25 protein-coding genes, 1 pseudogene and 1 riboswitch are annotated in these 26,570 nt (G+C 37.4%); of the genes and pseudogenes, 9 read left to right on the plus strand and 17 right to left on the minus strand.

Annotation, left to right across the window (positions count from 1 at the left end; all coding sequences use genetic code 11):
• Positions 1 to 33: 33 nt before the first annotated feature.
• The 7 genes and pseudogenes from B5V89_RS14445 to hmpA form a co-directional block, all read right to left on the minus strand.
• Complete coding sequence (locus B5V89_RS14445) at positions 34 to 360, minus strand: VOC family protein (RefSeq protein ID WP_244913506.1); 327 nt, start codon at positions 358 to 360, stop codon at positions 34 to 36.
• Between the two features lie 292 nt (positions 361 to 652).
• Positions 653 to 897: pseudogene (locus B5V89_RS20750) on the minus strand (class I SAM-dependent methyltransferase); the annotation flags it as partial.
• A gap of 74 nt (positions 898 to 971) precedes the next feature.
• Entirely contained in the window at positions 972 to 2,114 is a 1,143-nt protein-coding gene (locus tag B5V89_RS14450; RefSeq protein ID WP_108072607.1) for a mannitol-1-phosphate 5-dehydrogenase, read from the minus strand.
• A 6-nt stretch (positions 2,115 to 2,120) separates the two neighbouring features.
• Complete coding sequence (locus B5V89_RS14455; RefSeq protein ID WP_108072608.1) at positions 2,121 to 4,208, minus strand: BglG family transcription antiterminator; 2,088 nt, start codon at positions 4,206 to 4,208, stop codon at positions 2,121 to 2,123.
• Between the two features lie 85 nt (positions 4,209 to 4,293).
• Positions 4,294 to 6,201 (minus strand): PTS mannitol transporter subunit IICBA, encoded by a 1,908-nt coding sequence (locus B5V89_RS14460; RefSeq protein WP_066226551.1) that lies wholly within the window; start codon positions 6,199 to 6,201, stop codon positions 4,294 to 4,296.
• A gap of 176 nt (positions 6,202 to 6,377) precedes the next feature.
• Complete coding sequence (locus B5V89_RS19965) at positions 6,378 to 6,605, minus strand: hypothetical protein (RefSeq protein WP_142406529.1); 228 nt, start codon at positions 6,603 to 6,605, stop codon at positions 6,378 to 6,380.
• Positions 6,606 to 6,843: 238 nt separating this feature from the next.
• Positions 6,844 to 8,070, minus strand: coding sequence for an NO-inducible flavohemoprotein (gene hmpA / locus B5V89_RS14470; RefSeq protein WP_108072612.1), 1,227 nt, complete (start codon positions 8,068 to 8,070; stop codon positions 6,844 to 6,846).
• Between the two features lie 168 nt (positions 8,071 to 8,238).
• On the opposite strand from hmpA, the gene B5V89_RS14475 reads away from it, so the two are divergent.
• Positions 8,239 to 8,688 (plus strand): Rrf2 family transcriptional regulator, encoded by a 450-nt coding sequence (locus B5V89_RS14475; RefSeq protein ID WP_108072614.1) that lies wholly within the window; start codon positions 8,239 to 8,241, stop codon positions 8,686 to 8,688.
• Between the two features lie 167 nt (positions 8,689 to 8,855).
• On the opposite strand, the gene B5V89_RS14480 is transcribed toward B5V89_RS14475, so the two are convergent.
• Positions 8,856 to 9,203 (minus strand): DUF488 domain-containing protein, encoded by a 348-nt coding sequence (locus B5V89_RS14480; protein WP_108072689.1) that lies wholly within the window; start codon positions 9,201 to 9,203, stop codon positions 8,856 to 8,858.
• 127 nt (positions 9,204 to 9,330) lie between these two features.
• On the opposite strand from B5V89_RS14480, the gene B5V89_RS14485 reads away from it, so the two are divergent.
• The 3 genes from B5V89_RS14485 to B5V89_RS14495 all read left to right on the plus strand — a co-directional run bounded on the left by B5V89_RS14485 (position 9,331) and on the right by B5V89_RS14495 (position 12,902).
• Complete coding sequence (locus tag B5V89_RS14485) at positions 9,331 to 10,563, plus strand: aminopeptidase (protein ID WP_108072616.1); 1,233 nt, start codon at positions 9,331 to 9,333, stop codon at positions 10,561 to 10,563.
• Positions 10,564 to 10,823: 260 nt separating this feature from the next.
• The gene (locus tag B5V89_RS14490; RefSeq protein WP_108072618.1) at positions 10,824 to 12,062 is read left to right on the plus strand and encodes an MDR family MFS transporter; all 1,239 of its coding nucleotides are present in this window, start codon (positions 10,824 to 10,826) and stop codon (positions 12,060 to 12,062) included.
• A gap of 78 nt (positions 12,063 to 12,140) precedes the next feature.
• Positions 12,141 to 12,902, plus strand: a complete 762-nt coding sequence (locus tag B5V89_RS14495) for a TraR/DksA C4-type zinc finger protein (RefSeq protein WP_108072620.1) — start codon at positions 12,141 to 12,143, stop codon at positions 12,900 to 12,902.
• A 33-nt stretch (positions 12,903 to 12,935) separates the two neighbouring features.
• Here the strand turns inward: B5V89_RS14495 and hutH are convergent, their stop codons facing one another.
• Entirely contained in the window at positions 12,936 to 14,411 is a 1,476-nt protein-coding gene (hutH, locus tag B5V89_RS14500) for a histidine ammonia-lyase (protein WP_108072622.1), read from the minus strand.
• 358 nt (positions 14,412 to 14,769) lie between these two features.
• On the opposite strand from hutH, the gene B5V89_RS14505 reads away from it, so the two are divergent.
• Positions 14,770 to 15,276: an acyl-CoA thioesterase gene (locus tag B5V89_RS14505; RefSeq protein ID WP_066226497.1), complete on the plus strand. Its 507-nt coding sequence runs from the start codon at positions 14,770 to 14,772 to the stop codon at positions 15,274 to 15,276.
• A 48-nt stretch (positions 15,277 to 15,324) separates the two neighbouring features.
• Here the strand turns inward: B5V89_RS14505 and B5V89_RS14510 are convergent, their stop codons facing one another.
• Complete coding sequence (locus tag B5V89_RS14510) at positions 15,325 to 15,738, minus strand: GNAT family N-acetyltransferase (protein WP_244913505.1); 414 nt, start codon at positions 15,736 to 15,738, stop codon at positions 15,325 to 15,327.
• Positions 15,739 to 15,944: 206 nt separating this feature from the next.
• Between B5V89_RS14510 and B5V89_RS14515 the strand changes: the two genes are divergently transcribed.
• The 4 genes from B5V89_RS14515 (at position 15,945) to B5V89_RS14530 (ending at position 19,847) form a co-directional block, all read left to right on the plus strand.
• Positions 15,945 to 16,805 carry a permease gene (locus B5V89_RS14515; protein WP_341117545.1) on the plus strand — a complete coding sequence of 287 codons (861 nt, stop codon included), beginning with the start codon at positions 15,945 to 15,947 and terminating at the stop codon, positions 16,803 to 16,805.
• Positions 16,806 to 16,821: 16 nt separating this feature from the next.
• Complete coding sequence (locus tag B5V89_RS14520; protein ID WP_066226492.1) at positions 16,822 to 17,658, plus strand: TIGR03943 family putative permease subunit; 837 nt, start codon at positions 16,822 to 16,824, stop codon at positions 17,656 to 17,658.
• Between the two features lie 535 nt (positions 17,659 to 18,193).
• Positions 18,194 to 19,201 (plus strand): rod-share determining protein MreBH, encoded by a 1,008-nt coding sequence (gene mreBH / locus B5V89_RS14525; protein WP_066226553.1) that lies wholly within the window; start codon positions 18,194 to 18,196, stop codon positions 19,199 to 19,201.
• A gap of 394 nt (positions 19,202 to 19,595) precedes the next feature.
• Complete coding sequence (locus tag B5V89_RS14530) at positions 19,596 to 19,847, plus strand: hypothetical protein (RefSeq protein WP_084347380.1); 252 nt, start codon at positions 19,596 to 19,598, stop codon at positions 19,845 to 19,847.
• A gap of 23 nt (positions 19,848 to 19,870) precedes the next feature.
• Here the strand turns inward: B5V89_RS14530 and B5V89_RS14535 are convergent, their stop codons facing one another.
• From B5V89_RS14535 to B5V89_RS14565, 7 genes are all read right to left on the minus strand, one after another.
• On the minus strand, positions 19,871 to 21,415 hold the full coding sequence (locus tag B5V89_RS14535; protein ID WP_108072624.1) for a flotillin lipid rafts scaffold protein FloT: 1,545 nt from the start codon (positions 21,413 to 21,415) through the stop codon (positions 19,871 to 19,873).
• Positions 21,416 to 21,436: 21 nt separating this feature from the next.
• Complete coding sequence (locus B5V89_RS14540) at positions 21,437 to 22,000, minus strand: NfeD family membrane protein (protein ID WP_108072626.1); 564 nt, start codon at positions 21,998 to 22,000, stop codon at positions 21,437 to 21,439.
• 212 nt (positions 22,001 to 22,212) lie between these two features.
• Positions 22,213 to 22,854 (minus strand): queuosine precursor transporter, encoded by a 642-nt coding sequence (locus B5V89_RS14545; protein WP_108072628.1) that lies wholly within the window; start codon positions 22,852 to 22,854, stop codon positions 22,213 to 22,215.
• Between the two features lie 18 nt (positions 22,855 to 22,872).
• Positions 22,873 to 23,373, minus strand: coding sequence for a preQ(1) synthase (queF, locus tag B5V89_RS14550; RefSeq protein ID WP_108072630.1), 501 nt, complete (start codon positions 23,371 to 23,373; stop codon positions 22,873 to 22,875).
• A gap of 120 nt (positions 23,374 to 23,493) precedes the next feature.
• Positions 23,494 to 23,540: riboswitch (PreQ1 riboswitch) on the minus strand.
• Positions 23,541 to 23,605: 65 nt separating this feature from the next.
• Entirely contained in the window at positions 23,606 to 24,742 is a 1,137-nt protein-coding gene (locus tag B5V89_RS14555) for a bifunctional cystathionine gamma-lyase/homocysteine desulfhydrase (RefSeq protein WP_066226564.1), read from the minus strand.
• An 8-nt stretch (positions 24,743 to 24,750) separates the two neighbouring features.
• Positions 24,751 to 25,677 carry a PLP-dependent cysteine synthase family protein gene (locus B5V89_RS14560; RefSeq protein ID WP_108072632.1) on the minus strand — a complete coding sequence of 309 codons (927 nt, stop codon included), beginning with the start codon at positions 25,675 to 25,677 and terminating at the stop codon, positions 24,751 to 24,753.
• Between the two features lie 29 nt (positions 25,678 to 25,706).
• Complete coding sequence (locus tag B5V89_RS14565) at positions 25,707 to 26,351, minus strand: class I SAM-dependent DNA methyltransferase (RefSeq protein ID WP_108072634.1); 645 nt, start codon at positions 26,349 to 26,351, stop codon at positions 25,707 to 25,709.
• Positions 26,352 to 26,570: the final 219 nt, after the last annotated feature.

Genomic DNA, 26,570 nt, shown 5'->3' on the forward strand with positions numbered 1-26,570 from the left:
GGGTTTTGTCCCAGCCTCTTTAAATGCTGTGTTTCATTTATTTTGAATTAGACCAAAACCAAGTCCAACAGGGTCTACTAAGTAAGCAAGATAAAATTGATCAAACTCCATTTTTTCACGAACAATCATTGCGCCATTTTCTTTCGCATTCTCAATAGCTTCATCGATTGAATCAACTTCGATTTGAATACGTGTTCCGTAAGGATAATCATTTGGACCTTTTGCAATCCCCCCGTTTATCCCTGACTTTTCTTCTCCCCCTGTAGTGACTTCGCGATAGTCCCAATTAGGCGCTGAAATTTCCCATCCGAATACGCTCGAATAAAACTTGGCAGCTTTCTCAGGATCTTGGACTTTTATATATAACGCGGCACAAATGAAATTCCATGATCCACAAACTGAAAATCAGCCGATCGACAAGGAGTCTATGATCCACAAATGACTTTGTATGATGCACAAATCCAGCTCCATGCGTCACAAATGAAATTCTATGATCCACAAACTGAAAATCCACCGCGAGAAAAAGAGGCTATGGTACACAAATGATTTTTTATGATGCACAAATCCAGTTCCATGCGTCACAAATGAAATTCTATGATCCACGAACTGAAAATCCACCGCGAGAAAAAGAGGCTATGATCCACAAATGACTTGGATGTTCTACTGAAAAAACAAAACAATTGTAGACATATTGACAGATTATCCAAAAAAATAAATAATGTAAAGCTAATGAACTGATAACTACATCAAATTGGGAGACTAAAAAATATATGTCTTCAATCGGCATATTATTAAGGTCCATTGGTTTTTTCTCTTGACTTTTGAAGTATTTTTTTAAGAAATATCAACACCGATCGCAGAATCTGCTTGTTGCTCACGAGCATATCGGCAGTGCCAAAAGTACAAAAGGGATAGATAAAACAAGTACTCTCACCTGTTCACCTATCCCTATACATCTGATCTTCTAAAAATTACTTTTTCAATAAATCGTATTGTCGTAACACTTCCTGAGCAACCTCACTATCCTCAGCTAATCCACTTACTTCTTGAAGAACATAGGCTACGCCATGCTCACGAATCATTTCCTGAACCTTCACCGCTTCTTCGTCTTCTTTGTAATCAAAAAGCAAGGCAGCAGCGATTGCTTTTGCGAGGTTTGTAAATGATAGACCTGCTTTTTGCGCTTCTGTTGCTGGACGGACAAGACGGTCATTCGGACCAAGTTTACGAATTGGCGAGCGTCCCACTCTTGTAACTGCATCATTTAAATAGGCATTGCGAAAACGATTGATAATTTTATTAATATATTTTTCATGCTCTTCAGGATTTAGACCATATTGCTTGATTAAATACGCCCCTGTTTCCCCAAGTGTTGCTTTTACTTGTTTGACAATAGCTTCGTCTGCCAATGTTTGATCAATTGTCGCTTTGTTTTCAAGGTAGCCAAAATAGGCAATGGTCGCATGCCCTGTATTTACGGTAAAAAGTTTTCTTTCAATAAATGGGGCAAGGTCTGCAACGATTGTCATTCCTTCAACAGGAGGAATCGTTTCGGCTGTTTCAACAACCCATTCAAAATAAGGTTCGACTAGCACATCGAGGGAGCCTTGATTATTTTGAATAGGGACAATACGGTCGACAGCAGAATTAAAGAAATAGATTCTACCAGATAATTTACTCTTCGTTTCATCATCCAGATTTTCTTCTATGTAGCCTTTTAGCAAGTCTGTTGCCGAAATTTGATTTTCACATGCTATGACATATAATTTTTCATCTGTAGCTTGTACTCTTTCTGTTAATGCTTTCGCAATTAACGGCGCAATTCTTGGTAAAATATTAGGACCAATTGCAGTCGTTAAGTATGTTGCATTTTTAATCGCTTCGATTACTTCTTTTTCTTGTTTCATATTATTTAGTCCGGAAACATTCGTAATCGTCATTGTTTCTTGTTGATCCGTCGCCAACTTCACATCGTATTGCTTATCACTATTAAGACCATCAATGATTTGGTCTGCAAGGTCTACGAATGTGACATGGTAACCTGATTGTGAAAATAGCGCGCCAATAAACCCTCTACCAATATTTCCTGCACCAAAATGTACAACTTGTTTCATGTAAACTCATTCCTTTATCACGTTAGTATATAAATAATCTAAAAAAATTGTTTCCATCTTCGAACGAATGATCTTTTCATCCGAGGAGGAAAAAATCATAATTGCTTCATTATTTTCAATCAAACTCGTACTTAACAAACTTATCATTTCCTGCTCTCTAGGACTTAATTCTTCAGGGGCTAACATCAATAATAAACTTTTCATGTACATATCATTTCCGTCCATACCTTTAATAACACAAGGTTCTTCCAAATGGGCGATTTGAAAAATAAGTTTATCCACATGTGGATTTCGACAATGAAAAAGGCCCATGCCGGTTCCCGGAATCCCCAGACCGCCTTTTCTTTCACGATCGATTAGCGCTTCAAAAACGCTTTCCACATTAGAAATAAGATTGTCCTTCTCAGCTGTTATTAACATATTCTTCATAACTTGTTGATAATCGGTTTTATTCGTTATTTGAACTACATGAAAATGTTGAATAATTGCTTCGATGCTTGTATGTGTATCTTTTAATTCCTGTAATACATCCATTAATGGCTGTTGCCTTGTGGATGATGAGTCTTCATTTGTGGATAACCCGGTATAAAGTTTATTTCTCGTAAGCTGTTCAATATTTTTCTGTAAAAAGCTCCTGATTGTCTTAATATCTTCTTTACTTAACAACGGATTGACTAATATATATTCATTATTCATAAACGGAAGCCGAACCGTAGAAAGTATGACATCAAATTGATTTAAGCTTTTTTGCTTCTGAACGTCTTTAATTGATTTGATTTCAACAGAATCGATTTCCGTAATTTCTTTTTTTATACGGCTTGCCAGCATTTTGGACGTTCCAATCCCTGTCGGACAGATGACGAGTGCCTTAATAGGCAATTGCTCCTCTTTCAACACTAAGGCAGAACCGAAATGGAGAACGATGTAAGCAATTTCCTCATCGGGAAATGTCACAAATTCCTTAAACTCTTTTTCCACACTATTCTTCACTGCAAGAAAAAGGACGGGATATTTCTGTTTAATTTCCTCTGTTAACGGGTTATATAGACTCATATTTTGTTTCATTCGGAATAGGGATGGCAGCATGTGGGCAAGCAGCCCTTGAAACAAAGAGAAATCATTCGTCAAGTCGATATGTAGCTGTGTCGAAACGGATTGAATGATATTTTTAATCAATTGTCCTAAAATGACACTATCATAAGGGACGAACCCAGCTTCATGCAGCTTTGAACCTTTTAATACTGTGGATAAATAGTGGATATCTCCACGATTAAATTGAACCGGAAACCCTTCCTCTAAACAGTTGCATATGTTTTCTATTTGACGATATTCATCTGAATCTTCAACAAGATTTTCATCCTCTTCGATCCGAAAGCCATTCATTGCCCTTTGCATCGTAATACAAATTTCAATGACGAGACCGATATAATCACTATCAGCAAGACGTGTTTGCCTTTTATTCACAATGTCATTAACCAATCGCTCAATTGTTAGTAAATAATCGGATCGGAAAAAGTGGAGAATTTGATTGTTCTCGGCCTGTCCTTGCTCCAACAAAAACAAACTCTCAATCAATTCCTCGTTAAAATACAGCAAAAAATAGTTAGCAAGTGCTTTTCGTTTATTCACTTCTTCCCCAGTTAGCTCTACACCGACACCTCTTTTTCTACTAAGCACTAACTGAAAGTTTGTTAACCATTCTGCTAACTCATCGAGATAAGCAGATAATGTCGTAATACTGACACCAAGCTCATGAGCTAACACTTGAATTTTAAAAGATTCAGCTGTTTGAAATAAGCTTAGTAACAATTGAAGCTTTTTCTCTTGAGGTGGTTGGTCAATCGGCTGGCTGCTTGCTAAATGTTGTACTAAGCGGAAAACTTGTTCATTTTTCCCTTCAATACTTAAACCCTTATTCGGATTTCTTACCAATTGCAATTGAAATTGCTCGAGGATTTTTTCGATTGCTTTCAAATCCCGTTGAATCGTTCGTACACTTACATTTAAAAATGTAGCAATGGAAAAAGCCGTATGCTTCCCAGATGTCTTAATAATCAGTTCAATAATTGCTTTTTCCCTTGAAGTAATAAACATGCAACCATCCCTTTTCCATAATTACTATTACAAGAGAAAATACAGAAATAGAAAAGCGCATCATAACGCTTTTCTATTTCGATTGTTATTCTTTATCATTTAAGATAGCGATAATTTCTTTCGCTGATTTTGCTGCAACCATCTTTTCAATATTATCCATTTCCGAACATGTGACAGCTATTCCTGATAATATTTCAAGATGTGTTCCATCTTTTCCTGCAATTCCAAAGATTAAACGAACATTATTGCCATCAAAATCAACACCATTCGGTACTTGGATAACGGTAAATCCGGATTTAAGAACATCCTTCTTCGCTTCCTCTGTTCCATGTGGAATCGCTACATCATTTCCCATAAAGGTTGATGTTATTTGATCACGTGCAATCATCGCATCAATATAGCTTTCTTTCACATATCCCGCTTTATATAATGCATTTCCTGCAAAACGAATCGCTTCCTCTTTATTTGCAAATGATTGATTTAAAAATACGTTTTCTTCTAATAATAAATCATTTTCATGATCATCTGCACCCGGAACTGCATCTTCAGCATCCTCAACAATTTCTTGAAGATCATCTTTACCATTTCCTTTTAATCGATCGATTAAGCGATCATATTCCGGACTTGATAAGAAGTTATCCACAGAAATATGGAACGCATTTGGCAGTTTATTCTGTGCTCTCGGTGTAAGCTCTTCCTGTGTCACAACAATTTGTGCATCAGCTGGTAAATTACTAATCGCTGTATTGGTAACCGATAGATTTAAGCCAGCTTCTTTCACCTTTTTACGAAGTAAAGAAGCACCCATCGCACTTGATCCCATTCCTGCATCACAAGCGAAAACAATTTTCTGTACGTTTTCCGGAAATTCTCCTGGCTGTGAAGCAAAAACATCTGCTACTGAGCTTTTCTTTCCTTTCATTTCTTGCATTTTACGTGCTGCATCTTCAATATTTTCTTCTGTTTGTTTTCCAGTTTTTAATATCAACGCTGATACAATAAAGGAAACGACACCTGCTACGATTACCCCTGCAAAGTTAGCAATATATGCTCCCGCACTATGTGGTGTAACGGCAGCAATGGCTAAAATACTACCAGGTGATGCTGGTGCAAATAGTCCGCCACCTAAAAGAACTAATGTGAAAACTCCGCTTATTCCCCCAAGGATAACTGCGAAGAATAACATTGGCTTCATCAAAATGTACGGGAAGTATATTTCATGAATACCACCAAAGAATTGAATGATCGCTGCACCTGGTGCCGATCTCTTTGCTGTACCTTTTCCAAAAAAACAATAAGCAAGTAATACACCAATACCAGGGCCCGGATTCGCTTCAAGAAGGAATAACACCGATTTCCCTGCTTCTTTTGCTTGCTCTATCCCAATTGGCGAAAGAACACCATGGTTAATTGCATTATTTAAAAATAGTATTTTTGCAGGCTCAATAATGATACTTGTTAATGGTAATAGTCCTGCTCCTACCAACCAATCAACACCACTTACAAGCCAAGCAGTTAAAACTTTTACAGCCGGACCAATTCCTAAAAACGCTAATATTGCCAAAATCCCGCCTAAAATACCTGCTGAAAAATTGTTAACAAGCATTTCAAAACCGGCTTTAACTTTACCTTCAATCCATTGATCGAATTTCTTTATGACATAACCGCCAAGTGGCCCCATAATCATGGCACCTAAAAACATAGGTACATTTGGTTCTCCAACGATGACCCCCATCGTTGCAATGGCACCAACAACCGCTCCACGCTGGTCATGTACCAACTTACCACCGGTATATCCGATGAGTAATGGAAGTAGGTAGTGAACCATTGGGTCAACCATTTTGGCAAGGCTTTCATTCGGGAGGAAACCAGTAGGAATAAATAGTGCAGTAATTAAACCCCATGCAATGAAAGCTGAAATATTCGGCATTACCATGGAACTTAAGAAGTTACCGAACTTCTGAACAGCTACTTTAACATTTGATTTCGCCATTCGCTCTCTTCCTTTCATTAATATATTTCACCTATAATGATAAAACTCCGAAAACCTTCATTCAATAAAGAAGAAAACTAACTTTGTCGCAATGGTCTTGACAAAACTATTGTTTCACTAAAAAATGTATTTATCCAATTTTAGAAGTGCGGGGAAAATCCATACAAATAAAAAAATCAGCACATTAATACCGTTAAAAAGTATTCATATGCCGATATTACTGAAGGATTTGCGTTATCATCGTACCGTTTCTTCCTTTTCCGGTAACATTGCTGCGGGATTCGCGTTACCATCGTACAGCTTCTCTCTACTCCGTACCATTGCTGCGGGATTCGTGTTGCCATCGTACCGCTTTTCTCTTTTCCGGTACCATGGCTACGAGATTCGCGTTGCCATCGTACCACTTCTCTCTACTCCAGTACCATTGCTGCGGGATTCGCGTTACTATCGTACAGCTTCTCTCTTTTCCGGTACCATGGCTACGAGATTCGCGTTGCCATCGTACCGCTTCACCCTTTTCCGGTACCATGGATGCGACATTCGCGTTGCCATCGTACCGCTTCTCTCTACTCCGGTACCATAGCTGCCGAATTCGCATTATCATCGTACCGCTTCTTCCTTATCCGATATGTTAACAAATGATTATGCTTTCACTGTTTCTTTTTCTTCAGCTTTTAAATCCATTGCAGGACCGAAGAATTCGTAACGAATATTTTCGTCTTTTACACCAAGTTCAGTTAAAATACGCACAGCATTTTTTAAGAATGGAACTGGTCCACAAATATAAGTAATTGTTTCTTCATTAATAATATTTTCAAGGAATGATTTTGATAAATATCCTTCGAAATGGTGGTCTCCGTTTGCATTTAATGGTTTTTCATAACCATAGTATGCATGGCCATTTTCAAGTCTTGCAGTAATTTCTTCTACGTCATCTTTAAATGCATGGAATTCTTCATTTCTAGCTGCATGGATAAAGTAAATTTCACGTTTAGAACCAGTATCAGCTAATGTTTCCAACATACTCATCATCGGTGTTAAACCAACACCACCGGAAATAAGTGCGATTGGTGCAGTTTCTTCCATATTTAATGTAAAGATACCTGATGGAGCACTAACTTCAACTGTATCCCCTTCATTTACATGATCATGTAAATAGTTTGATACTTTTCCGTTCGGATCGAAATCTTTTTCTTTTTTAACAGAAATACGGTAATAATCGTGACCTGGTGCACATGATAAGCTGTATTGACGATTTAATGTGTATTCCTCACCAGGAATTTTCACACGGATTGTTAAGTATTGTCCTGGTTCGTATGTTGTAACACCTGATCCATCTTTTGGTTGTAAATAGAATGAAGTGATTACATTGCTCTCTTGTTCTTTTTTAACAACTGTGAAGTCTTTAAAATCAATCCAGCCATTCTCTTGATTTGCTGCTGCATCATACATGCCTTTTTCTACATCAATAAACGCTTGCGCAATGACGCCATAAGCTTCAGCCCATGCATTAATAATTTCGTCAGTTGCCGCATCTCCAAGAACTTCTTTAATCGCTTTAAGTAAAAATTCTCCAACGATTGGATAATGTTCTGGCTTAATTCCTAGTCCACGGTGTTTATGAGAAATTTGTGTGACTACAGGGACAATCACTTCAAGTTGGTCAATATATTTCGCTGCAGCATAAACAGTGTTTGCTAAAGCTGTTTGTTGACGACCTTGTTTTTGATTAACATGGTTAAAAATATTTAATAATTCCGGATGTGCCTCGAACATCATTTTATAAAAACAAGTAGTAATTTTTGTTCCTTCAGTTTCTAAAATTGGTGCTGTTGATTTAACAATATCTATTGTTTTTTGTGATAACATTTAGAATCTCTCCTCTTTTTTAAAGAAGTATTTTGAATACATCTTTAAGATACTCCTCGAAATTGTTAAAAGCAATATTTCAAATACATCTTTAAAAAAGCTGTCACATTTTAGACAGTGAATATTCGTAAACGGTATAATGTAAATAGAATGTAAGAAGGTGATTAGATGAGGTTAACAAACTATACCGATTATTCGCTGAGGGTTCTAATTTATTTAGCTTCACTCGAGCCCGGGAAGCTATCCAATATAAAGGAAATCGCAGAAGTATATGGGATTTCAAAAAATCATTTAATGAAGGTGACCCATGAATTAGGGAAGATGGGAGTGATAGAAACAATCCGGGGGAGAAACGGAGGAATCCGTTTAGCTATGCCCCCTAAGGAAATTAATATTGGCAAGATTGTTCGTAAAACTGAGGAAGACTTCCAATTAGTCGAATGCTTTGATGGCAAGCCAGGTTCATGTATCATCTCCCCCGTGTGCGGACTGAAACACCTACTAAATAAAGCACTAGTCGCTTATTTAACCGTGCTTGATCAATATACATTAGCAGACATCGTCCAAAATCCGCTGAACTATCGGATGTTATTTCAATCACAAGAAGAAGGTTCTTAAGAGAGCCTTTTTTTTGTTGCCAAAGGAATGAACTTGCCATTTGGTCTTTTCTTCCATTTGCGGCGGTTCCTCCATCACTTGCAAATTCATAAATACCTTTAACAATACTGAAAAAAGTGCTTAAAGCATGCTGAGATACGCATTTTAGTGTCTTTAACTTTCCCTGACTATTCTTCTAAATAATGTTTTAAAACGACGGCTTGATTATGTTCCTCATCTTTTGCCGAATAGACGAGTGTTACAGTATTTCCATCACTCATTTTGATTAATTTATCCAATTCCTTTTTCTTTTCTGGTTCCTTCAGTTCCTCCTTGTATTTCTGACTAAATTCTTCAAATTTCTCTGGATCATGATTAAACCATTTCCTAAGTTCATTGCTCGGAGCGATATCTTTCATCCATTCATCAATTTCTGCCTTTTCCTTTGAAATTCCCCGCGGCCATAAACGATCAACTAATACTCTTTTTCCATCGGCTTCATTAACAGGTTCATACACACGTTTAATTGTAATCATTTTTTCCTCCATCGATTTATACTTTTCCTCCATTCTATCCTTTTTGATAAAAAATATTGTGTTTCCTTTATGTTGTTCGATTGTTAAAATAGAGAAGAAGATTCTGAAAAAAGGGGAGAATACATAAATGACAACATTTCAAGAGAAGCTTGAGAAATATGCTGAACTGGCAGTTGTAGTCGGCGTAAATGTACAAAAAGGCCAAACACTTGCAATAAATGCTACAACCGATGCTGTAGAATTTGTGCGACTTGTCACAAAAAAGGCATATGAAGTTGGAGCCAAAAATGTAGTTGTAAACTGGAATGATGATGTTGTTTCAAGGCTAAAATATGACTTAGCACCCGATGAAGCATTTACAGAATATCCAAAGCATCGTGCGGCAGAGACGACAGAACTGGCGGAAAATGGTGCTGCCTTCATTTCAATCGTTTCATCCAGCCCGGATTTATTAAAGGGTGTGAATCCTAAACGTATTTCTAATTTCCAAAAGGCCGCTGGTCAAGCATTAGAAACATATCGTCAATACATTCAATCGGATAAAGTAAGCTGGACGGTTATTGGTGTTCCATCTGAAGCATGGGCCAAAAAAGTATTTCCAGATGTGTCTTCGGAAGAAGCCGTTGAAAAGCTTTGGGATGCGATTTTCAAATCAACACGTGTAGACCATGCCGATCCTATCCAAGCTTGGAAAGAACATGATGCATCCTTACATGAGAAAGTCGATTATTTAAATGAAAAACGCTACAAAAAATTGCACTATACTGCCCCTGGAACAGATTTAACAGTTGAACTTCCAAATGGTCATCTCTGGGTAGGTGCCGGAAGCCTGAATGAACAAAATATTGAATTTATGGCGAATATGCCTACTGAGGAAGTATTTACCGTTCCACATAAAAACGGCGTTGACGGCCATGTCTCAAGTACAAAACCATTAAGCTATGGCGGAAACATTATCGATGAGTTTACCGTGTATTTTGAAAAAGGGCGCATTGTCGACGTGAAAGCAAAAGAAGGCGAAGAAATTTTAAAACAACTAATCGAAACAGATGAAGGATCCCATTATCTTGGAGAAGTCGCTCTCGTTCCTCATAATTCGCCGATTTCTCAATCAAATATTCTTTTCTTAAATACATTATATGATGAAAACGCATCAAACCATTTTGCGATTGGCAGTGCGTATGCATTCTGTATTGAAGGCGGCAAAAAAATGTCACGTGAAGAACTGCTGAAAAACGGCTTAAACCAAAGCATCACACATGTTGATTTCATGGTAGGCTCAGCCGAAATGAATATCGACGGAATCAAGGAAGATGGAACAGCAGAACCAATTTTCCGTAATGGGGATTGGGCGATTTAGATAGGAATGAACTCACTTTATAGTGGGTTTTTTTCTTTTTATAAAGTAAAGTGCGATTTAAAATTCAGTTCTTTTTGGGAACTATGATCCACAAATGGCTTTTTGTGATCCTCAAACCATATTCCATGCCGCACAAATTATATTCTATGATCCACAAACTGAATATCCATCTTTTCGAAAAGAAACCAATCTCCCTATTGTCCACCCTTCCTTTTCCAAGTAAGATAATAAAGTCAAATACAAAAGTGGGGTATCATCACATGAGACTTAGGGATTGGGATAAAAATTTAAAAATTCGACTTATTGGGGAAGCATTGATGAATGTTACATTTTGGATGTTTTTTCCCTTTTTAACAATTTACTTTACAGAATCTTTCGGTAAAGGGACTGCCGGGGTATTACTAATTGGCTCACAAATTTTTTCGGTAATTGCCAATTTATTAGGCGGATATTATGCGGATCGTTACGGCCGCAAAAGAATGATGGTCATATCCGCTTGTGGGCAAGGAATCGCCTTTTTGATCTTCGCCATTACAAATATGCCGTTAATTGGATTTATTTGTTTTTCAATAGCAAGCATTTTCGGCTCATTTTATTATCCAGCCAGCCAAGCGATGGTTGCGGATGTCGTGAATGAAAAAGACCGAAGTGATGTGTTTGCAGTCTTTTATACATCCACAAATATTGCTGTCGTTATTGGTCCGTTAGTAGGAGGAATCTTTTTCGCTTATTATCGTTTTGAACTGTTGCTCGCATCAGCTTTCGTATGTATCGTTTTAGCCTTTTTACTTTGGAAATTCACGAGGGAAACTTCTCCGATTCAAAAGCAGAGAGAAGAACAATCAGATAAATGGCAACAAGTATTAAAAAAACAGTTCTCATCTTATGGGATCATTTTTAAAGATAGAATATTTTTACTTTTTATCGTTGCGGGAGTACTAATTGGTCAAACCTTTATGCAATTGGATTTATTAATACCAGTTTATACAAAAGAAGCCATCAATAAATTTTCCCTTTTTCAACATTTTTCACTAAACGGTGAGCAAATATACGGATTTATTCTTTCTGAAAATGGCTTTTTAGTTGCACTTTTCACCGTGTCTATTACGAGATGGATGGCAAAATTTAAGGAGAAAAAAGTATTTATTCTTTCATGTATTTGTTATGCAATTTCGATGTATTTTTTCGCGATTTTCCCAAATTTATGGGGTTTCGTCTTAGCAATGGCGATCTTTTCTTTAGGAGAATTAATGGTAGCAGGCATTCAACAAACGTTTATCTCGAAGCTTGCTCCTGAACATATGCGTGGACAATATTTTGCAGCGGCGAGTTTGCGGTATACAATTGCTCGGACGATTGCACCTATTTCCATTCCGTTAGCTTCATTCATCGGCTATTTTCAAACATTTAATATTTTGGCCATTATTGCTGTTTTAAGCGCTGGTATTTATATCATCATGTTTAATAAACTGCAAATGAAACAGGGAAGTACTATGTAACTTTTTTACAGTTATTTTTTGATGTAATTGGATAAATAATAAGTACAGATTAATTTCTTTATGAAAGAAGTGGTTTATATGCTTACGAATAAGCAGCTTTCAGAACTTCGATCCCAATTACTTCAAGAAAAACAAGAATTAGAAGAGCGCTTCAAACTAAATGATCATTATGATTTGAGCAAAGGACATGCCCATGAATCTGTTGGAGAGTTATCCAGTTATGACAATCATCCCGGGGATGAGGGAACTGAGCTATATGAACGTGAAAAAGATATTGCCCTTAATGAGCATAGTGAATATGAATTACACAATATTGATAAAGCTTTAGAAGCGATGGCAAATGGGACTTACGGAAAATGTGCGGAATGTGGAAAGGAAATTCCCGAAGAACGACTGGAAGCCATTCCAACCACATTATACTGTAAGGAACATAGTCCAGATCAAACGGTATCGGAGGATCGACCTGTTGAAGAACGAGTCATTCTCTCTTCTTCCTTAGGAAATTTTAATTTTGACGATGAGAAAGATGAACATGTCGGTTTTGATGATGAGGATTCATGGCAAGCAGTAGCTGAATGGGGTACGTCGGAATCGCCTTCTGATTTAACCAATCCACCTGACCATTATAATGATATGTATATTAATTCCGATGAAAATGTTGGTTATGTAGAGGATTACGAAAACTTTGTCGGGAATGATATGTATGGAAAAAACACAAAATTTTATCCAAATCCCGGATATGATAAATATACCGAGGAATTAGACGAAGAAGGAATTATGACAACCTTTGGTGACTTACCCGCCTATGAGCATGATCCATATGTTGAAGAGGATGAATAAAGCGGAGCTCTTTCTGTAGAGCTCCGCTTTTTTTTATACTGTTAACCATTCAGCCAACGCTTCAATATCCTTTGAAAAAATCCGATCTTTCACGATGCTTGGTACAATTTCTCGTCCTTTATCATAGAACTTTTTCGTTGCGGTTGCCATCTTTTCAGTTCCGCGATATTCGGCCCCTTGCATCGCACAAATCATCTCAATGGCGAGCACCCTTCTTGAGTTTTGAATGATTTGGTATGCATGTCTTGCAGCAATCGTTCCCATGCTCACGTGATCCTCTTGATTTGCGGATGATGGTATTGAGTCAACACTTGCAGGATGTGCCAACGTTTTATTTTCAGATACTAAAGATGCCGCAGCATATTGCATAATCATGGCACCCGATTGAAGTCCCGGTTCAGGACTTAAGAAACCTGGCAAATCGTTTAAACTTGGGTTTACGAGTCGTTCGATTCTTCTTTCAGAAATATTAGCAAGTTCCGCTACAGCAATTTTCATAAAATCCATCGCAATCGCAATTGGTTGTCCATGAAAATTACCACCCGAAATGACTTTTTCTCCGTCATCAAAAATTAATGGATTATCGGTAGCGGCGTTGATTTCAATTTCTAACTTTTCTTTTACATAATCTAGTGCTTGCCATGAGGCACCATGTACTTGTGGGATACATCTTAATGAATACGCATCCTGTACTCGCAGCTCGCCTTGCCGGGTAATAAGTTTACTGTCAGATAGATATTCACGCATTCTTCTTGCAACATCCACTTGTTGTTGATACCCGCGGGCAACATGAACATCCTCATCAAAGGCATCAATAATCCCTTGTAATGCTTCTATTGTAATAGAAGAGATTAACTCACTTTGTTTTGCTAGTTGCTCCGCCTCAATATAGGCCACGACACCCATAGCAGTCATTGCCTGTGTCCCGTTAATAAGGGCCAACCCTTCCTTCGCCTGCAAAGTAACAGGTTCGATTCCTGTATCGTTTAGGGCTACTTCCGTAGGAACTCTTTCACCTTTATAAAAAACTTCCCCTTCTCCCATAATCGCAAGTGCAAGATGTGATAATGGCGCTAAATCACCACTTGCTCCTAATGAGCCTTGTTGTGGCACGACCGGATGGATGCCGGCATTGATAAATTGCACAAGCGTTTCAATGATTAATGGACGCACACCGGAAAATCCTTTTGTCAAAGCATTTGCACGTAATAATAGCATCGCCCTTGAAACGATTTCAGGAAATGGTTCACCAACCCCACATGCATGAGAATGGATCAAATTTAATTGCAGTTCTTCGACATTTTCTGAATCAATGTAAACATCACTAAATTTTCCAAAACCAGTTGTAATTCCATAAACAACTTTCTTCTCTTTTACAATTCGTTGTACTGCTTCATGACTCTGATTTACTTTCTCCATACTCGCTTTAGCGATTTCGACTCGTTCATTGTCGAATAACACTTTTTTTACTTCATTGATTGTTAATGTATTTCCTGTTAATTGAATCATTTGTTCTTCCCCCTTGATTAAAATAGTACGGTAGTGAACTAAAGAAAAAAGGCTTCATCCCCTTTGGCGGGAACGAAGCCTAAAAAAATTATGTGGATGTCGAAAATTCCTAGCAATTTGCATGAACATGTCGGATCCTCCACGAAAGTAATAACCTTATTTATAGATTATGTGTAATCCCTCTTCTTTGTCAATTGATTTCATCCATATTTTAACAAGTCATCAAAGTAATAAGCTACTTCATTACTAAGGTAAAGGCTATTTTAATATAATTTCTCGGTAAAATTATGGTATTATTAACTAGTCAAATAATCATGATGCTCATTGGATATAGTAAAATTAAATTGAGGTGAATAAAATGAGTAACCGTCCGACGAAATTTATGAGAGAAACGTTAACAATAAAAACGAGTCATGTTCTCCCGCCTGATACAAATCATCACGGAACATTATTTGGTGGCAAATTAATGGCTTACATAGATGACACTGCATCGATTGCAGCTACCAAATTCGCAAGAAATCCCATTGTTACTGCATCAACTGACTCAGTTGATTTTATCAAACCGATTCGGGTCGGCGATGCCGTTACATTGGAGGCGATGGTCACTTATACAGGACGAAGCTCAATGGAGGTCTTTGTAAAAATTACTTCCGAACGTCTTTTAACAGGAGAAAAAGCGATTGCCGCTTTATCTTTTCTAACCTTCGTTGCCATAGACGAAAACGGTCGTCCGGTTGAGGTTCCGATTGTCGTTCCTGAAACTGATCAAGAAAAATGGTTAAATGAAACAGCAAAAAGAAGAGCCGAGCATCGTAAAATGCGCAAAAGAGAAAGTGAAGAACTTGCGCAGTTCTTTTCGGAGTAAATAACAACTAACGCTTGGAATTAAATTTCCAAGCGTTTTTGTCTAATGCTATTCTAAATATTCATGTGCTAGATTCGGATTCAAGTACCTGGCCATTCCCGTTTTTAATTTTTTCAAACCAAGCCTCTTATAGAAGCCCTCATTTCCCGTTGTAGAGATTAAATGAACGCAGGAAACATCACTTAGCTCATCAAGCAAATACTGCATAATTTGTTTTGCGATCCCTTGTTTTTGGAAATCCGGGTGTACAACAACATCATAAATTGCCGCATTAAACACGCCATCGCTCATTGCCCTTCCAAATCCAACAATCCGACCATTTACGGTGACAAAAGCAAGTACATTACTCGCTTCGAATACTTGCTTAATAATTTCCTCGGAATGCTTTGTCCAACCGACAGATGAATATATTTCTTTCATTTCTTCAAGATTTACTTTCGAAAAATCATTATGTATTTCCATATGGCCCCTCCTCGTAGATAATTTCTACATGATTATCGAATGTTCCTCCCTCAATCTGTTTGTAGCATGAATTCATTTCCATTAAAGGAGTTTTTCTACTCATACGTAATTTTAATAGTGTGCTATAATAGACAAGTTAATTTTAGTCGAAGAACTTCCATATCTATTCGGAGGTGGATTAATTGTTTTCTCAATCATTTTTACAAATGAATACAATTTTTATTAGTATATTAATTGAATCATTGCCATTTGTTCTATTAGGTGTCATTATTTCAGGCGTAATTCAAATGTTTATTACTGAAGAGATGATTGCCAGGGTAATTCCAAAAAATCGCTTTTTAGCGGTGCTGTCAGCTACAATTATCGGTGCATTATTTCCAGCGTGTGAATGTGGAATTGTTCCGATTACAAGACGATTAATGGCCAAAGGTGTCCCACTTCATGCAGCGATTGGTTTCATGTTGACCGGACCGATTATTAATCCGATTGTTTTATTTTCGACTTATATTGCTTTTGGAAACAGTTGGAGAATGGTGCTTTATCGAGGCGGGCTTTCTTTTGTTGTCGCCCTTATCATCGGATTCATTTTGTCCTATCAATTTAAAGATTCCCAACTAAGAAATGAAGCACATGATCATCACCATCACGATCATGGACGTGGTTTTATTGGAAAAATGAAAGGGACGCTCCAACACTCAATTGATGAATTCTTTTCAGTTGGTAAGTTTTTAATTCTCGGTGCATTTATTGCCGCAGCGATGCAAACATTTTTAAAAACATCTACTTTAACTGCGATTGGACATGGTGATTACTCATCGAATATCGTGATGATGGCATTGTCGTATATCCTCTCTTTATGTTCAGAGGCAGACGCATTTGTCGCAGCATCATTCCAAAGTACGTTTTCATTGAATTCATTAGTTGCCTTTCTTGTGTTCGGTGCAATGTTTGATATTAAAAATACGTTAATGATGTTAAGTGCATTCAAATCTAAGTTTGTTCTATATTTATTTATCTATGTAAGTATCTTCGTCTTTTTAGGTTCAGTAGTTATAGGATTTTTATAAGTTAGGAGGGAAAAAGATGCTTAGATTTCTTATTTTACTTGGATTTTCGTTTCTTTTCATGCATCTGCATGTAACAGGCAACATCTCTAAATATATTAATATGAAGTATTCTTATATCTCCTACATTACAATTTATGTTATGTTTTTCCTTACGTTTGTTCAACTTATTATTTATGTAAAGGGAGATAAAGCTTCTGAAGACGATTGTGGACCTGGGTGTGATCATCACCATGTTAGAAAAGGGTGGAAAGAGTATATTTTCTATCCTGTTCTGATTTTCCCGATAATTTCTGTCTTCTTTATTCCGATTGCAACACTTGATTCTAATATTGTTAAGGCAAAAGGCTTTCACTTTGATGTGTATAATGATAAAGATTCATCTGCCATCCACCAATTTTTACAGCCTGATTCAAGTATTTACTACGGGAAGGAAGGCTATGACGAGTACATGGATAAGGCGAAGAAAAAATTTGTTAACAATGAGCAAAAAGTTGTCTTGAATGATAAAGACTTTCTCATTGGGATGGAAACCATTTATAAGTTCCCGGGTTATTTTGATGACAAAACCATTCAGGTTCAAGGCTTTACGTACAATGAAAAGGAACTTGAATCGAATCAAATTTTCTTATTCCGTTTTGGAATTATTCACTGTATTGCCGATTCTGGCGTTTTCGGGATGCTCGTGCAGTTTCCGAAAGATATTCATTTCAAAAATGATGAATGGATCAATGTTGAAGGAAAATTAAGTAATCAATATTATCAACCATTTAAGAAAACGATCCCTGTTTTAGAAGTAACAAAATGGAAGACAATCCCTAAACCAGAGGATCCGTATGTGTATCGTACGTATTAATAAAAAAGGTTCAAATCGCATCTGATTTGGACCTTTTTTATTAAACAGGGACTCGTATCTACGAACCAAAAATCGCCGTTTGAAAAGTGACTATGATCCACAAATGAATTTGTATGATCCTCAAACTAAAAATTTCTCATTCAAAATAGAGCCTATGATCCACAAACGTTTTTCTATGATCCTCAAATCAAGTTGCATGCGGCACAAACAAAATTCTATGATCCACAATCTGATAATCCGACGCTCGTTAAGGTAACGATGATCCGCATAACGATATACACGTAAAACCGATCCACCTGATTATTTTGTTACATTACAATTTTTAAATTTAGTTAACACACTCTTTTTTTAAATAAAAACCAATCGCCCCTACCCCAGTCTTATCATGGCTTGTCTAAAATATTCCTATTTTAAAAAATGTAATATTACGTAATGGAATAAACTGTATTCATAATTACCCTCATAAATACCTTATACTTTATTGAAGTAGTATATGTAAGAAGAAAGTCATATGAAAAGGGTTAGGTGAACATATATGTTTTCAGGTACAGAAATAGGGATCGATTTAGGTACTGCAAATATATTAGTCTATAGTAAAAATAAAGGTGTTATTTTAAACGAGCCATCCGTTGTTGCAATTAATACTGAAACGAAACGTGTACTGGCCTTTGGTACAGATGCAAAAAACATGATAGGAAAAACTCCTGGAAAAATCGTGGCGATTCGTCCATTACGAGATGGAGTTATTGCCGATTATGATATTACAACTGAAATGTTGAAATTAATCATGAAAAGAATCGGCAAGCAGTTAGGTTTTGCTGTTCGCAAACCAAGTGTTGTAGTATGTACTCCTTCTGGTGCAACTTCTGTTGAGCGTCGCGCCATCCAGGATGCGGTTAAATTTGCGGGTGCAAAAACGGTTCATTTAATTGAGGAGCCGGTTGCTGCTGCGATTGGTGCCGATTTACCGGTGGACGAGCCAGTTGCGAATGTGATTGTCGATATCGGCGGTGGAACAACAGAAGTAGCTATCATCTCCTATGGCGGGGTAGTAACTTGCAACACTCTTCGCATCGGCGGGGACAAAATGGATGAAGATATCATTCAATACGTTCGAAAAAACTACAATCTTCTCATTGGAGAACGTACCGCTGAACAATTAAAAATGGAAATTGGCTATGCACTTGTCGATCATGAGGGGATTTCAATGGATGTCCGAGGCCGTGATTTAGTATCAGGACTCCCAAAAACAGTTAGCATCCACTCAAAGGAAATCCAAGGTGCAATCCGCGAATCCCTCCTAAGTATATTAGAAAGTATTCGCGCAACCCTTGAAAACTGTCCTGCTGAGCTTAGTGGCGACATCGTTGACAGAGGAGTGATTTTAACAGGTGGCGGATCTATGCTTAATGGCATTCAAGAATGGCTGAGCAAAGAAATCATCGTTCCTGTTCATTTGGCTCCAAGTCCATTAGAATCCGTTGCTATCGGTACAGGACGCTCATTGCAGTTTATTAATAGACTGCAAACAGTGGCAAAATAAGTCTATTATTCTAGTAACCCATCGCTAACTTGGCGATGGGTATTATTTTTGAATATTGATTACCGAGATTGATTGGACTGGCTATAATGGATTAGATGGCTCAATCTGTATCATATGCATTTTTTTGATATACATAATTCTTAGTTTTGACCTTTTATCTATGTCATTTGAGCGCTTTGACATACATAATTCGTAGTTTCAGCCTTTTATCTATATGATTCTAGCTCTTTCATATACATAACTCCCCTTTTCAAACTCCAACCAATATAAAACTGATATGGATATACTATTATCTTCATTTACTATCCTATAATCTGTCCGATTCCTTTAACAAAATAAATGCACTAACCGCTAGTTAATTGGTAATACTAAATCATAAACAAACAAAAAGTGAGTGATTATTATTTTAGAACACCAAATCGAGGATATGTTTATTTACTCAGGGTATGGGCATCTGTATAATCATTTAAAAACTCCCATTGAAATCTCGGGCATATTATCAAATACAGATCCCGATGTATTAGAAGACTTCTTTGATGACTTTGATTTTATAGAGTATGACCGTCTTCTTTTTGATGAATTCCGATATTTCTTCTCCATTTACAAAAACATCCGTCAACAAGAAAAGGAACAACTAATCGAGTAGTTGTTCCTTTTCGTTCTTATCCTTTATTCTTCTTTATCAGCTGCGAGCTGACCTTTTGTTTCTTTCATTTCATACGTTAATTGATCGATACTGCCGCGAATATTGTGTTTTCCTGATAAGTTTTCAAGTAATTCTTTTACATCAATACCTGAAGATGCTTTTAATGATTCTTGTAAAGTAGACATTAAGTTTGTTGCATAGCCTGTAATTTTATTCGCGCCACCTTCACTGCCATTTCCGCCTGTATCAACGACTGTAATCTTGTCGATGTTAGCTAATGGACTAGCCACTTGTTTCGCGTATTCAGGAAGCATTTTCATCACCATGTCGAGAACAGCCGCTTGACCGAACATTTCGAACGCTTCGGCGATTTTTCTCTTCGCTTCTGCTTCCGCGAGACCTTTTAAACGGATAATTTCAGCTTCAGATTCCCCTTGCGCCCTTTGTGCATCTGCTTTTGCAAGACCGTCTACACGGACTCGTTCCGCTTCTGCTTTTGCCATTGATTCAATTCGATATTTATTCGCATCTGCTTCGGCGATTTGTTTCGCTTTATTTGCAACCGCTGCCTGTTCGACTGCATAACGGTCGGCATCGGCTTTTTTCTTAACCTCTGAATCGTATTGACGTTCACGACGAAGTATTTCTTTTTCTTCCAATTCAATTTGTTTTTGACGCTCGATGATTTTGATTTGCATTTCTTGTTCGGTTACGTCTTGTTTCGCACGAGCCGTTTCTAAATCATATGCTTGGTCGGCTTTCGCTCTCGCAATATCTTGTTCACGGCGGAATTCAGCAATTTTTAACTGATTGACTTTTTCTGCTTCCGCAATTTCAGTTGCACGTTCGAGTTCTGCTTTTTGAGCATCCTTTGCAGCTTCTGCCCGCTTAATTCTTGTTTCTTTATCTGCTTCCGCCGTTGCGATATCGGCATCACGTTTCACCTGAGCAATTCTTGGTTTCCCTAAAGAATCTAAGTATCCATTTTTGTCGCGAACTTCTTTAATCGTGAACGAGACAATAATCAATCCCATTTTGGCTAAATCTTGTGATGCGACACGTTGAACTTCTTGAGAAAATTTATCACGATTTTTATAAATTTCTTCAACTGTCATCGAACCAAGAATTGAACGAAGATGACCTTCCAATACTTCTTTCGCTTCGTTCTCACGGTCTTGTTTTGTTTTTCCTAAAAATTGTTCAGCTGCTGTAGCAATTTCACTTATGGATCCGCCAATTTTAATAATAGCGGTACCATCAGCCATGACTGGCACACCTTGCTCGGTATACACTTCAGGCGTTGTTACTTCGAGTTTACTAGATAGTAAGCTTAATGGTTGTGCTTGTTGGAATACAGGAAGTACAAATGTACCTCCACCTCGAATGATTTTTATTTTGTTACCTGATTCATCTGTATGAACATTGCGTCCACCTAAATAGCTACCTGTTACGATTAATGCTTCATCAGGGCCCGCTGTTCGATATTTTGTAATGAATACACCAATTAATGCAATAATCAAAAATGCAACGATCCCAATGATAACCCATAGTCCTACGCCTTCAAGCATAGCTTCTCCCCCTAACAAAAATTATATCGTTTCTATTTTTTCGAGGTCTTCATTATATAGTCGATTATTTTCATATGGAACGACATAAAGAACCCCATCTTTTACTTCGATGATTAACACCTGTTTGCCTTCTTCAATTGCATGATTTTCGTAGCTGGCAGCGGGTTTAGAAATCATTCCGCTTTTGCTGTCAATGACAATTTCACCATATCCGTCTTGTGGAATCGATATGATTAATTTCCCCACCCGTCCCTTTAAAGATTCTTCAGTGTAGCTAAGTGATTCTTCTGCAGAGGATAGTGGAATAAGGACAAACACATTTAACAGTGTGACGAGTATGATCGCAATAATTGCTGAAATGGCCATAATAAGAATGCTAGAAAATGAGGTAACCCGCTCCAAAATATAGCCGGATGCGGAAAAAAAGGTGATAAAAGATAACACTAATGTTGGATGTAAAAAACTGAGTGCCTCCCCGATTCCATGAAAAATATCCCCAAACAAGATATAAAGAATCGTAAGACTCCCCGCAACAATTAGGAGAACTAAATAAACCGTTTCAATGGATGTTCCGAAAATGGTCATTCGCACCAAATCCTTTACGTGTAATAGTGAAAATGATGAATGATGATCACACCTTTCAAATTTTCTTTATGATCTATTTACGGGTAAAAGGTTAAGAAGGTTTCAAAAGTATTTCAAAAAGTTTACGAGTGAAGAAAGTGTATGTAGACAAAACTCTTCGATGCAGAGAATGTCCTCTGCATCGACATATATCTATTGTACCATAATTTAGATTAGGACGAATATTCTATTTCCTTCGAAATGGAGTTTATTTTATTTTTCCGAATAATTTTTACCAATAAATAAACAAATGGCGTGGCAACAATGGAAGCAAGAAATTTAAATACGTATTGTGTAAAGACAAGCGTTGCTAATGCAGCAACAGGCATTGTGCCAAAAAAGGCGATTGAAATGAAAATCATTGTATCTACTAATTGACTAAGCATAGTCGATGCATTGTTCCGGAGCCAAAGCTTCTTCACCCCATGTCTTTCTTTCAATTTATTAAAAACAAATACATCCAGATTTTGACTAACCACGTAAGAAACTAGACTCGCAATAATGACCCGAAAGCTGCCGCTTAAAATTGTTCGATATTCTGTTTGATGCTCAAAAAATGGTGCAGACGGCAAATAAATCGTAATCGTAATAAAAATGATGGCAAGCATTTGTGTTATTAAGCCTGCCTTTACCGTTTTACCTCCCGCATCCTTTCCATACACTTCAACAATCGTATCCACAATCGGATACGTAAAAATGTAAATGATGACAGCAGCAGGCAGCACAGCCCAATCACCAATGCTAAATAATTTTACCGCGACAATATTAGATAAAATTAATAAACCTACAAATATTCCATTTAAATATAACAGCATAGTCGCTTGATTCCTTCCTTATCGATTATCTACTGTTTCAGGATACATATCATGGTTCATCAGACGATATGCTGCCATATCCTCAAATTTAGTTCCCTTTTTTCCATAATTACAATACGGATCAATCGATATCCCGCCGCGTGGCGTAAATTTCCCCCAAACTTCAATATAACGCGGGTCTAGTAACTTGATAAGATCATTCATGATAATGTTTACACAATCCTCATGAAAATCCCCATGATTTCTGAAACTAAATAAATACAACTTTAAAGACTTACTTTCTACGATTTTTTTATCAGGGATGTAGCTGATATACATAGTTGCAAAGTCGGGTTGGTGTGTGATTGGGCATAGTGACGTAAACTCCGGACAATTAAATTTCACAAAATAATCACGATCCACATGCAAGTTATCAACCGATTCCAAGATTTGTGGAGCATATTCGAATGCATATTTCGTTCCTTGATTCCCTAGTAATGTTAAATCATTTAGTCCTTCTTCTTTTTTTCTTCCGGACATAAAAAAACCTCCTTTAAATGTTTCGTACATTTAAGAGAGGTTCACGTTTTTCATAGCTACTATAATAAATGGTCAAAAAGAAAAGCCATATCCTGATATGGACATGGCTTTAAATGACATGAATCCATAGTTTTTTATAGAGGGTTTCAGCTATGAACCTCTCCCGTATGTACGGGTATGAATTTGTACAATTTTTAGCATATAAAAAATGGTCATATCCGTCAATAGGCAATTATTTAGAATCTAGTGCCTGCCCTAAGTCTTCGATGAGATCCTCGATATCTTCAATCCCTACTGATATTCTTATTAATCCATCCTCAATTCCAAGCTCTAAACGACGCTCCCGAGGAATCGACGCATGTGTCATTAATGATGGGATTGAAATAAGACTTTCCACCGCACCAAGGCTTTCTGCTAATGTAAAATATTTTACATTTTTCAATACAGTTAATGCTTTTTCTTGGCTTTCTACCGTAAAGGAAATCATTCCCCCAAATCCATCTGCTTGTGCGCGATGGATTTCATGACCAGGATGATCAGGTAAACCCGGGAAGAAGACTTTTTCCACTTTCGGATGCTCTTGTAGAAATTTCACAACATCCAACGTGTTTTTCTCAATTTCCTCCATGCGGATCCCTAGTGTTTTAATCCCACGAATCAATAGCCAACTATCTTGCGGACCAAGAACACCGCCGGTTGAATTTTGAATAAAATGAACGTCCTCACCCAATTTCTCATCTTTAACAACGACTAATCCTGCAACAACATCACTATGTCCGCCAAGATATTTCGTCGCACTATGAAGGACGATATCCGCTCCTAAATCCAATGGATTTTGCCAATAAGGAGTACTAAATGTATTATCGACAATAAGTTTTAGTCCTTTCTCCTTTGCAATCCCATTCACCGCACGAATATCAGTAATTTTCAACAAAGGATTTGTTGGCGTTTCAACGTAAATTGCCTTCGTATTTGGTTGGACAGCATTTTTCACTGCCTCTAAGTCACTTGTATCGACAAAAGTGACGTCAAGATTGAAACGGTTTAAAACCTTCGTCATCACACGGAACGTCCCACCATACACATCATCCGTTGCAATAATATGATCGCCTGATGAGAATAAATTCATCACAGCAGTAATCGCAGCCATCCCAGATCCGAAAGCAAAGCCGCGCGTTCCATTTTCAATATCTGCAATCAGTTTTTCCAATGATTCACGAGTTGGATTTCCCGTTCTTGAATATTCATATTTAAAATTCCCGACTCCATCTTGTTTGTACGTACTTACTTGATAGATAGGAGTCGAGACAGCTCCTGTATACGGATCACGACTAATGCCGCCATGAATAAACTTTGTTTTTTTCTTCATCTTTTTTCTCACCTTTCATTGAATTGATAAATCCCGCTGCTTATATACCGTTCACTGCTATCTGGAAAAATGGTCACAATATTCGTGCCAGGTTTTGCTTGGCCTGCTTCTCTTAAGCATGCTTCCAAAGCAGCCCCCGAAGAACTCCCCACTAGAAGCCCCTCTTTTCGCGCAATCTCTGCTAGGCGAAAAAACGCATCCTCATCCGAGATCGTATGAATCTCATCGAAATACTCCCGATCAATAAATGGCGGCAAAAATTCCATTCCTATCCCTTCTGTCCGATGTGATCCAGACTCACCACCATTTAAAATGGAACCTTCTGGCTCAACAACAACTGTTTTAATATTAGGGAGTTTTTCTTTTAAAAAGCGGGAAGTTCCCATGAACGTACCACCGGAACCTGCACCCGCCACGAACACATCAATCTTCCCATCAAGAGCATCGTAAATCTCCGGTCCTAAACTTTCAAAATACGTATCTGGGTTCGCGAAATTTTGAAATTGTCCTGGGTAATATGAATTTGGAATTTCTTTTAAAAGCTCCTTAGCCTTCTCAATTGCACCTTGCATTCCCAATTCTGTAGGCGTATTTACTACCGTTGCACCAAGTGCCCGCATGAGTGTTTGCTTTTCAATACTAAACTTTTCTGGTGTAACGAAAATCGCCTTTACCCCAAACTTAATAGCAGCCAATGCTAGGCCGACCCCCGTATTACCAGCTGTCGGCTCAATAATGGTTCCACCCTCCTGCAGCTTCCCTTCTTCTAATGCTCGTTTCACTAAATATTGACCTAAACGATCTTTGACACTGCCTCCTGGATTAAAATATTCCAGTTTCGCAAATATACGAACACCCTTTGGAAGTGAATAAGATGTAATTTCAACTAACGGTGTATTTCCAATCAATTCACTAACATGCTTTGCATATTCCATTGCCTATCCCTCTTTTTAGCTAATCGTATCTATGAATCTACTTTTTCAGCATCAATCAACCAAACAAATGGATTCAATTTCGTGAATGAAACGGAAAAGCCATTTTGATTAAAAATATCTTGTAAAACTGAGATGGTTGTATAATACTCTCGTTCCAAATCCTCCGCTAAGCGGTTGAAATTTTTTCGCTTCGCATCCCGAATCATTTCATCTTTGGCATCCAAAGTTGCAAATACGGTATCGGCAAAAACAATTCGTCCACCCTTATTTAATAACGTACTATATTTTTTAATCGCTTTCGCTTTCTCCTCATCTGTTAAGTGATGGAAAGCATACGTACTCACAAAAGTATCGATCGGTTCCGGAATCTTTGGAAACTCTAGAAAGTCTCCATCCATAATCTTTACAAACGGTATTTTTTTTCGAGCAATTTTTCGCATGCCTTCAGAAGGCTCCATACCATACACATTTAATCCTTTATTTAATAACTTCGCCGTTAAATTTCCAGTTCCTACACCAAACTCAACAACGGTTCCGGAAGAATGTTCAGCAACTTTCGTTAATATTTCATCATAATGGATAAACACATCTTCATATTCCGGATCATTTCCGGAAACTGTATTGTCATAAGAAAGGGACCATTCATCAAAAAGCTCATTAAATTCTCTGCCCAAACTTAATCCCCTCATTTCCTATAAATTAACTATGAATTAACTTTAGCACGGAATAGGTGAAAGTGCAATTACTTGAATAAAAAATGGGCAATATCCATCATAGTGGTCGTTTTCACTTGAACGGGACTTTTGCTTTTTCAAAAAGATTTTTCAAAAGAAAGGATTTGCATTAAAATAGAAAGTGGAGATTGTTTAATAAATACAACTTGAACATTCACA

Origin of the sequence: Heyndrickxia sporothermodurans, assembly GCF_003055045.1 — a bacterium.
Taxonomy (GTDB): domain Bacteria; phylum Bacillota; class Bacilli; order Bacillales; family Bacillaceae_C; genus Heyndrickxia; species Heyndrickxia sporothermodurans.

Excerpts from the sequence above, each read along its gene's own strand:
- queF (WP_108072630.1), bottom strand. The coding sequence starts at position 23,373 with ATGTCCGGAAGAAAAAAAGAAGAAGGACTAAATGATTTAACATTACTA.
- B5V89_RS14515 (WP_341117545.1), top strand. The coding sequence starts at position 15,945 with ATGAATACAATTTTTATTAGTATATTAATTGAATCATTGCCATTTGTT.
- B5V89_RS14540 (WP_108072626.1), bottom strand. The coding sequence starts at position 22,000 with ATGACCATTTTCGGAACATCCATTGAAACGGTTTATTTAGTTCTCCTA.
- B5V89_RS14520 (WP_066226492.1), top strand. The coding sequence starts at position 16,822 with ATGCTTAGATTTCTTATTTTACTTGGATTTTCGTTTCTTTTCATGCAT.
- B5V89_RS14450 (WP_108072607.1), bottom strand. The coding sequence starts at position 2,114 with ATGAAACAAGTTGTACATTTTGGTGCAGGAAATATTGGTAGAGGGTTT.
- B5V89_RS14490 (WP_108072618.1), top strand. The coding sequence starts at position 10,824 with ATGAGACTTAGGGATTGGGATAAAAATTTAAAAATTCGACTTATTGGG.
- B5V89_RS14535 (WP_108072624.1), bottom strand. The coding sequence starts at position 21,415 with ATGCTTGAAGGCGTAGGACTATGGGTTATCATTGGGATCGTTGCATTT.
- B5V89_RS14545 (WP_108072628.1), bottom strand. The coding sequence starts at position 22,854 with ATGCTGTTATATTTAAATGGAATATTTGTAGGTTTATTAATTTTATCT.
- B5V89_RS14485 (WP_108072616.1), top strand. The coding sequence starts at position 9,331 with ATGACAACATTTCAAGAGAAGCTTGAGAAATATGCTGAACTGGCAGTT.
- B5V89_RS14560 (WP_108072632.1), bottom strand. The coding sequence starts at position 25,677 with ATGGAATATGCAAAGCATGTTAGTGAATTGATTGGAAATACACCGTTA.
- B5V89_RS14555 (WP_066226564.1), bottom strand. The coding sequence starts at position 24,742 with ATGAAGAAAAAAACAAAGTTTATTCATGGCGGCATTAGTCGTGATCCG.
- B5V89_RS14495 (WP_108072620.1), top strand. The coding sequence starts at position 12,141 with ATGCTTACGAATAAGCAGCTTTCAGAACTTCGATCCCAATTACTTCAA.
- B5V89_RS14460 (WP_066226551.1), bottom strand. The coding sequence starts at position 6,201 with ATGGCGAAATCAAATGTTAAAGTAGCTGTTCAGAAGTTCGGTAACTTC.
- B5V89_RS14510 (WP_244913505.1), bottom strand. The coding sequence starts at position 15,738 with ATGGAAATACATAATGATTTTTCGAAAGTAAATCTTGAAGAAATGAAA.
- hmpA (WP_108072612.1), bottom strand. The coding sequence starts at position 8,070 with ATGTTATCACAAAAAACAATAGATATTGTTAAATCAACAGCACCAATT.
- B5V89_RS14480 (WP_108072689.1), bottom strand. The coding sequence starts at position 9,203 with ATGATTACAATTAAACGTGTGTATGAACCTGTTAATGAAGCCGATGGA.
- B5V89_RS14455 (WP_108072608.1), bottom strand. The coding sequence starts at position 4,208 with ATGTTTATTACTTCAAGGGAAAAAGCAATTATTGAACTGATTATTAAG.
- mreBH (WP_066226553.1), top strand. The coding sequence starts at position 18,194 with ATGTTTTCAGGTACAGAAATAGGGATCGATTTAGGTACTGCAAATATA.
- B5V89_RS14505 (WP_066226497.1), top strand. The coding sequence starts at position 14,770 with ATGAGTAACCGTCCGACGAAATTTATGAGAGAAACGTTAACAATAAAA.
- B5V89_RS14475 (WP_108072614.1), top strand. The coding sequence starts at position 8,239 with ATGAGGTTAACAAACTATACCGATTATTCGCTGAGGGTTCTAATTTAT.
- hutH (WP_108072622.1), bottom strand. The coding sequence starts at position 14,411 with ATGATTCAATTAACAGGAAATACATTAACAATCAATGAAGTAAAAAAA.